The 5,871-nt window shown below is 73.9% G+C and carries 8 protein-coding genes; 5 read left to right on the forward strand and 3 right to left on the reverse strand.

Annotation, left to right across the window (positions count from 1 at the left end):
• On the forward strand, window positions 1-316 hold a 316-nt coding region (locus CCN44_RS38105), incomplete at its 5' end, for a DedA family protein (RefSeq protein ID WP_414820546.1).
• A 54-nt stretch (window positions 317-370) separates the two neighbouring features.
• Here the strand turns inward: CCN44_RS38105 and CCN44_RS38110 are convergent.
• On the reverse strand, window positions 371-898 hold the full coding sequence (locus CCN44_RS38110; protein ID WP_059248065.1) for a gamma carbonic anhydrase family protein: 528 nt from the start codon (window positions 896-898) through the stop codon (window positions 371-373).
• A 110-nt stretch (window positions 899-1,008) separates the two neighbouring features.
• Here CCN44_RS38110 and CCN44_RS38115 point away from each other — a divergent pair, with 110 nt between their 5' ends.
• The 3 genes from CCN44_RS38115 to CCN44_RS38125 all read left to right on the forward strand — a co-directional run bounded on the left by CCN44_RS38115 (window position 1,009) and on the right by CCN44_RS38125 (window position 3,081).
• Window positions 1,009-1,773: an acyltransferase gene (locus CCN44_RS38115; protein ID WP_059254834.1), complete on the forward strand. Its 765-nt coding sequence runs from the start codon at window positions 1,009-1,011 to the stop codon at window positions 1,771-1,773.
• 134 nt (window positions 1,774-1,907) lie between these two features.
• Complete coding sequence (locus tag CCN44_RS38120; RefSeq protein WP_059248064.1) at window positions 1,908-2,480, forward strand: helix-turn-helix domain-containing protein; 573 nt, start codon at window positions 1,908-1,910, stop codon at window positions 2,478-2,480.
• Between the two features lie 43 nt (window positions 2,481-2,523).
• Window positions 2,524-3,081, forward strand: a complete 558-nt coding sequence (locus CCN44_RS38125) for a YbaK/EbsC family protein (protein WP_059248063.1) — start codon at window positions 2,524-2,526, stop codon at window positions 3,079-3,081.
• A gap of 106 nt (window positions 3,082-3,187) precedes the next feature.
• On the opposite strand, the gene CCN44_RS38130 is transcribed toward CCN44_RS38125, so the two are convergent.
• Window positions 3,188-4,243, reverse strand: coding sequence for a cation diffusion facilitator family transporter (locus CCN44_RS38130; RefSeq protein ID WP_086703393.1), 1,056 nt, complete (start codon window positions 4,241-4,243; stop codon window positions 3,188-3,190).
• Between the two features lie 72 nt (window positions 4,244-4,315).
• Here CCN44_RS38130 and CCN44_RS38135 point away from each other — a divergent pair, with 72 nt between their 5' ends.
• On the forward strand, window positions 4,316-4,669 hold the full coding sequence (locus CCN44_RS38135; RefSeq protein WP_059248062.1) for an ArsR/SmtB family transcription factor: 354 nt from the start codon (window positions 4,316-4,318) through the stop codon (window positions 4,667-4,669).
• Between the two features lie 5 nt (window positions 4,670-4,674).
• On the opposite strand, the gene CCN44_RS38140 is transcribed toward CCN44_RS38135, so the two are convergent.
• A partial coding sequence (locus tag CCN44_RS38140) for a 4-hydroxybenzoate 3-monooxygenase (RefSeq protein ID WP_276329147.1) occupies window positions 4,675-5,871 on the reverse strand: 1,197 nt, incomplete at its 5' end.

Raw genomic sequence — 5,871 nt, forward strand, 5'->3', positions numbered from 1 at the left:
CATGTGGGCGGTCTTCTTCGGCCGCTTCGTCGCCCTCCTGCGCATCTTCGCCGGCCCCCTCGCGGGCGTCCTCCACATGCCGTACTGGAAGTTCCTGGTCGCCAACGTCCTCGGCGGCATCTGCTGGGCCGGCGGCACCACGGCCGTCATCTACTACGTGGGCGTCGTCGCCGAGGACTGGCTGAAGCGCTTCTCGTACGTGGGCCTCGCGGTGGCGGTCCTGATCGGCCTGGGCTCGATGCTGATCCTGAAGCGCAAGGCCAAGCAGGCCCAGGCGGAAGCCCCGGAAGCGGAACCGGTCGGCACCGGGGACTGAAGCACCCCGGCAAGGGGAGGGGGCACACCCCCGCCCCTCCCCCCGCGGACGTTCCTACCGGTACACGTCCTTGTGCGCCTTGCCCAGCTCGGCGTACAAGGTGCCGTTGAGGGTCACCCCTTCCCGCTCCTCCTCCGTCAGGCTCCGCTTCACCTTGGCCGGCACCCCCGCCACCAGCGACCCGGGCGGCACCACCATCCCCTGCGGCACCAGCGCCTGCGCCGCGACCAGGGAGCCCGCGCCGATCACCGCCCCGTTCAGCACGGTCGCCCCCATCCCGATGAGGCAGTCGTCCTCCACGGTCGCCCCGTGCACCACCGCGTTGTGCCCGATGGACACCCGCTCCCCGACGGTCACCGGAAAACCGGGGTCGGCGTGCAGGGTCACGTTGTCCTGCACATTGGCCTGCGCGCCCACGGTGATCCGCTCGACGTCCCCGCGCACGACGGCCCCGTACCAGACACTGGCCCCCGCGTGCAGCGTGACGTCTCCGATCACGGACGCCGTGGGCGCCACGAACGCCTCCGGATCGACCTGCGGCTCCTTGCCCCCGATACCCACGATCAGCGCCTGCTGCGTCATCACCGTCTCCTCGTGTCGGCAGTACACGGCACCGTACGCCACCGGGTGGGGCAAAGATCACAGCAGTCCGCCCTCACCGCCGAAGGCAACCGGTGAGTAACGTGACCCCCGTGCCGAAGCGCAAGAACACGTTCTCCTCCTGGCGGCGGGGCCTGACCCAGCGAGCCGTGCACGCGGCCTGGTCCTGGGCGCGGCGCGCGGGCTCCGTCACGGCCGAGCACCCGGCGGGGTTCCGCTTCGGCTCGCTCGGCGAAGCCACCCGCCTGGCCTTCCCGCTCGGCACGATCTTCGGCGAGCCCTGGATCCGGATCGGCTCCTACTGCATCATCGCCGAGCAGGTCACCCTCACCGCCGGCCTGATGCCCGACCTGGACCTCGGCCCGGACCCGATCCTGCGCATCGGCGACGGCGTGGTCCTCGGCCGCGGCAGCCATGTCATCGCGGACACGACGGTCACCATCGGCAGCGACTGCTACTTCGGCCCGTACGTCTACGTCACCTCCACCAACCACTCCTACGACGACCCGCACGAGCCCATCGGCAAGCAGTGGCCGCGGATGGAGCCGGTGGAGATCGGACCGGGCTGCTGGATCGGCACCGGCGCGGTGATCCTGCCGGGGGCGCGGATCGGCCGGAACGTGGTGGTGGCGGCCGGCGCGGTGGTCCGCGGCACGGTGCCCGACCACGCGGTGGTGGCGGGGGCGCCCGCCCGGGTCGTCCGGCGCTGGACGCCCGAGGAGGGCTGGCAGCCGCCGCTGCGGACGCCCGCCCCGGTGCCGATCCCGGACGGCATGACGCCGGAGCGGCTGCGGGCGCTGGCGGACCTGGACGAGGAGGCGGTGGCGCGGCTCGCCGCGCTGGAGCCCGAGGGCTGAGACCGGCCGGCTCGGCCGCTCGCCGGTGCCCGCTCGCAGTACAGTTCGGTGAACGCTTCGGTGCACCTCACCGTAGTCCCGCCCGGTGGACTGCGCGGTCACGCCTATGGAACTTCCCGGATATTGGACGCGACGTGTCGGACCTCGAAATCCTGACCCAGTCCTTGGCGCGCAACGTCAAGCACTGGCGCTCGGTGCGCGGCTTCACGCTGGACGTGCTCGCCGCCCGGGCGGGTGTCAGCCGCGGCATGCTGATCCAGATCGAGCAGGCCCGCACCAACCCCAGCATCGGCACGGTCGTCAAGATCGGCGACGCGCTCGGCGTCAGCATCACCACCCTCCTCGACTACGAGCAGGGCCCGAAGGTCCGGGTGGTCCCCGCCGAACGCGCCGTACGGCTGTGGCACACCGAGGCCGGCAGCTACAACCGGCTGCTCGCCGGCACGGAGGCGCCCGGACCGCTGGAGATGTGGGACTGGCGGCTGATGCCGGGCGAGAGCAGCCCCTCCGAACCGCACCCCGGCGGCACCGTCGAGCTGGTGCACGTCACCGCGGGCGAATTGACGCTCACCGTGGAGGGCGAGGAGTACCGCGTCCCGGCCGGCGCGAGCGCCTCCTTCGAGGCCAACGTCCCCCACCGGTACGGCAACCAGGGCGACGAGCCGATGGAGATGGTGATGGCCGTCTCCGTGCCGCCCGTGCCCTGAGACGCCGGTACGGCGGGCGGGCCGGTGTTGCTAGCGTGCGGCCATGCGCGCACCCATCGGAGACTTCGACACCGCCACTCCCGCCCCGGACTGCCTCGACGAGCTGACCGCCCCGGTCGCCGACGCCGTACGCCGCTGGCAGGGCGCGGTCCCGGCCGACCGGATCCTGTACGTCGACACCGAACCGCAGTGGGCCGACACGGCCGTCTTCGTGGAGCACTACGGCCGGGACCTGCTGGAGCGGTCGGCGAACTGCGTGGTGGTCGCGGGCAAGCGGGCCGGCGAGACCACCCTGGCCGCCTGTGTCGTGCTGTCCACCACCCGGGTCGACGTCAACGGCGCCGTACGCCGTCAACTCGGCGCCCGCAAGGCCTCGTTCGCCTCGATGGAGACGGCGACCGGCGAGACCGGCATGGAGTACGGCGGCATCACTCCGGTCGGCCTGCCCACCGGCTGGCCGCTCCTGGTGGACTCGGCCGTCGTCGACCTGCCCTACGTCCTGGTCGGCAGCGGCCGCCGACGCGGCAAACTACTGCTCCCCGGCAAGGCCCTCGCCGAACTCCCCGGCGCGGTGGTCCTGGAGGGCCTGGGCCTCACCTGACCCGACCCGGCCTCCACCGGACCCGAGTCACGTCTCGCCCGCCTGAGCCGGGCCCGCTCGCCCAGAGGCGCACGTGCCCGACCAGGGCCGGCGCCCTCGGCCGGGCTCACGCCACCGCGTGGTGGGCCAGTGGCAGATGGGGGTCGGCCTCTCCCGGGGCGGGGGCCGGGTCCGCGTGGACCAGGGCGGCCGTCAGGCGCGGTACGGCGTGCAGCAGGGCGTGCTCGGCCTCGACGGCGATCGCGTGCGCCTGCCGCAGCGTCGCCTCGCCGTCCACCACCACCGCGAGTTCGGCCCGCAGCCGGTGCCCGATCCAGCGCAGCCGCAGCTCGCCCACCCCGCGCACCCCCGGCACCGCGCGCACCGCGCGCTCGGCCCGGTCCACCAGCGCCGGGTCGACGGCGTCCAGCACTCGCCGGAACACCTCCCGCGCCGCGTCCCGCAGCACCAGGACGATCGCGGCCGTGATCGCCAGCCCGACGATCGGGTCGGCCAGGTGCCACCCCAGCGCCGAACCGCCCGCGCCCAGCAGCACGGCCAGCGAGGTGAACCCGTCGGTACGGGCGTGCAGCCCGTCGGCGACCAGCGCGGCCGAGCCGATCTCCCGACCCACCCGGATCCGGTACCGGGCCACCCACTCGTTGCCGGCGAAGCCGAGCAGCGCCGCCAGCGCGACCGCCGGCACCTGCGCGACCGGGCGGGGCTCCAGCAGCCGTCCGACGGCCGCCCACCCGGCGAACGCCGCCGAGGCGGCGATCGTCAGCACGATCACCAGACCCGCCAGGTCCTCCGCCCGGCCGTACCCGTAGGTGAACCGGCGGGTCGCCGCCCGCCGGCCCAGCACGAACGCGATGCCGAGGGGGACGGCGGTCAGCGCGTCGGCCGCGTTGTGCACCGTGTCGCCGAGCAGCGCAACCGACCCCGAGACCGCCACCACGGCCGCCTGCGCCAGCGCGGTCGCCCCCAGCACGGCCAGCGACACCCACAGCGCCCGCATGCCGCGCGCCGAGGACTCCAGCGCCGGGTCCAGCTTCTCGGCCGTCTCGTGGGAGTGCGGCGTGAGGAGGTGGGCCAGGCGGTGGCGCGGGCCGGGCGAGCCGTGCGGGCGGTGGTCGTGCGGGTGCGCGTGCGGGCGGTGGTCATGAGGGTGCCGGTCGCTCACGTCGATCCCCTTCCGGTGGCGGGAGTGGACGCGCGGCGCCCACGGAGCCATTATGTGCGTATGAGCGCACGCATGCACCTATCACCTGCGCACCATGCGCACGAGCGCAGCCCGGGCGAGGAGCAGTTCGCGCTCGCCGCCGACCTCCTCGCTCTGCTGGGCGACCGCACCCGCCTCGCCCTGCTGCACACCCTGACCCGCGGCGAGGCCGACGTCAGCACGCTCACCGAGGCGTGCGGCGCCGCCCGCCCGGCCGTCAGTCAGCACCTGGCGCGGCTGCGGCTGGCCGGTCTGGTGGACACCCGCAAGGAGGGCCGCCGGGTGATCTACTCACTGCGCCACGGGCATCTGCGGCGGCTGGTCGAGGAAGCCCTGAAGACGGCCGACCACCGCCTCGCCGAAGGGGACCGCCCGGCGCAGCGGTGAACGGCTCAGAACGCGTCCGCCGTGCCGAGGTACTGCTCGGCGAAGGCGGCGGCCGCCGCGGGCGAGGTGAACAGCCGGCGCAGACGGGCCAGCCTGGTGCCGGACCGGTACGGGTCGCCGCAGGAGGCGCCGTGGTAGATCTCGGACAGCCACTCCGAGAACTCCTGGTAGTCCCACACCCGGCGCAGGCAGGCGTCCGAGTAGCCGTCCAGGCCCGCGGTGTCGCCCGCGGTCAGATACGCGACCAGGGCATCGCCCAGCAGGAACGCGTCGTGCAGCGCCAGGTTCATGCCCTTCGCGGCGATCGGCGCGACGAGGTGCGCGGCGTCGCCGGCCAGGAAGAGGCGCCCGAACACCATGGGTTCGACGACGTAGTTGTGCATGTCCAGCACCCGCTTCTCCAGCAGCCGCCCCTCCGTCAGCGGCGGCCGTCCCGCCGCGCCCAGGCGCCGCCGCAGCGCGTCCCACACGCGCTCGTGCGACCAGGAGTCCGGGTCGTCGCCGGGCGGGCACTGCAAGTAGTAGCGGGTCATCTCGGGACTGCGGGGCATGTGCCCGGCGAATCCGTCGGCGTGCATGCCGAACAGCACGCAGTCGGCGGACGGCGGCGCCTCGGCCAGCAGCGCCAGCCAGCCGATGCCGTAGTCGTACCGGGCGATCCGTGCCCGCGGCGGCAGCGCGGCCCGGCTCGCCCCGCGCGCCCCGTCACAGCCGGCGACGAACGCACAGTGCACCAGCCGCCGTTCCCCGCTGTCCGGGTCGGTGTAGGAGACGGCGGGCCGGTCCGAGTCCAGGTCGTGCAGGCGTACGTCCCGCACCCCGAAGCGGATCTCCCCGCCGCGCACGTCGGCGTACTCGCGCACGAGATCGGTCACGAGCAACGGCTGCGGGTACACCCAGTGATGACGTCCGGTCAGCTCCGCGTACGGGAAGCGGTGGCCGTGCCCCTCGAACCGGAACTCGCACACGGAGTGCCGCTCCGCGCGCGCCGACAGCGCGTCCGCCAGGCCGCGTCGTTCGAGGCCGCGTACGGCCCACTCCTCGATGACGCCGGCGCGGGGCCTCTGCTCGATGAACTCCCTGCTCTCGGTCTCCAGGATCAGGCAGTCGACCCCGGCGGCCCGCAGGATGTTCCCGACCGTCAGCCCGGCCGGCCCGGCGCCCACGACGACGACCGGACGGCGGGCCGGCCGGGCTGACGG

Origin of the sequence: Streptomyces tricolor (assembly GCF_002155905.1) — a bacterium.
Taxonomy (GTDB): Bacteria; Actinomycetota; Actinomycetes; order Streptomycetales; family Streptomycetaceae; genus Streptomyces; species Streptomyces tricolor.

What these genes read in the sequence shown, in the direction of transcription:
- CCN44_RS38110 (WP_059248065.1), bottom strand. Translation starts at nt 898, where the DNA reads ATGACGCAGCAGGCGCTGATCGTGGGTATCGGGGGCAAGGAGCCGCAG.
- CCN44_RS38135 (WP_059248062.1), top strand. Translation starts at nt 4,316, where the DNA reads ATGCACCTATCACCTGCGCACCATGCGCACGAGCGCAGCCCGGGCGAG.
- CCN44_RS38125 (WP_059248063.1), top strand. Translation starts at nt 2,524, where the DNA reads ATGCGCGCACCCATCGGAGACTTCGACACCGCCACTCCCGCCCCGGAC.